The following is a 784-nucleotide window of genomic DNA, read 5'->3' as shown; positions in this document are numbered from 1 at the left end:
GTGTCTAGAGTCTTCTTTTTTAAAGTCTTTCCTAAACAACTTTATAAATCCAAATTCTTTCAGATGAGTCCTTAATCCTGATTCGGGAATAGCCAGAGTGCTTACTTGACAATACTTGTGCGGCTCATTTGAAACAGTTCTATTTTTTTCAATTCCGAAAAGAAAACCCAATTTCTGGTTCTTTAGAAATTTCAAGTTCTCTACTCCTGAATACCAACTATCACCTGTTACCATTCTGGGTTTGACTCCCCAGCTTATTATTTCACTTACCATTTCTCTAAAATAATCGTTTTTTGTTTTTCCCTCCTTCTTATCATATATTCTGTAATTTATTGGCACTGAATTACCATGCATATCACTGTAATATAGAGTGATTAAATTTAAGCCAATAATTGTTTTATGGGCTTTTCCTGACCAAAAATAACCGATTAATTCGGCATTTTTCGGGTCGCTGTAAATCTTTTCTATAACTGTATCATCTACACTTAGTATTCCTCCTACCAAGTTAATAACTTTCTCTATAATGTTGAATAAATCTTTCGGTTCATATCGTTCTCTCAATAAAAAGCGATTCACACTATCATGTGAAACGTCTCCTAATATCTCTGCTAACCTACTACACCCCCCAAACTTTGGCTCTGACAGTAAAAATAAGGTGTATAGGTCTAGATTGCATTGCGCTGTGGATGGTTTCGTGATTTTTCTAATTGTCTGATACCTAGCAAGTAGACGACCTATATTTATCAATTCACTATTTTGTTATTCTGTCAATGCGTAACTCCTA

General features: G+C 34.3%; 1 protein-coding gene. It reads right to left on the bottom strand.

Annotation, left to right across the window (positions count from 1 at the left end):
- A partial coding sequence (locus ACM0OP_RS24255) for an IS701 family transposase (RefSeq protein WP_462362471.1) occupies positions 1-708 on the bottom strand: 708 nt, incomplete at its 3' end.
- Positions 709-784: the final 76 nt, after the last annotated feature.

Origin of the sequence: Nodularia chucula CCY0103, from assembly GCF_963923915.1 — a bacterium.
GTDB lineage: Bacteria > Cyanobacteriota > Cyanobacteriia > Cyanobacteriales > Nostocaceae > Nodularia > Nodularia chucula.
Note: the sequence above shows the minus strand (reverse complement) of the source record. Positions and strands in the feature narration are given on the sequence as shown.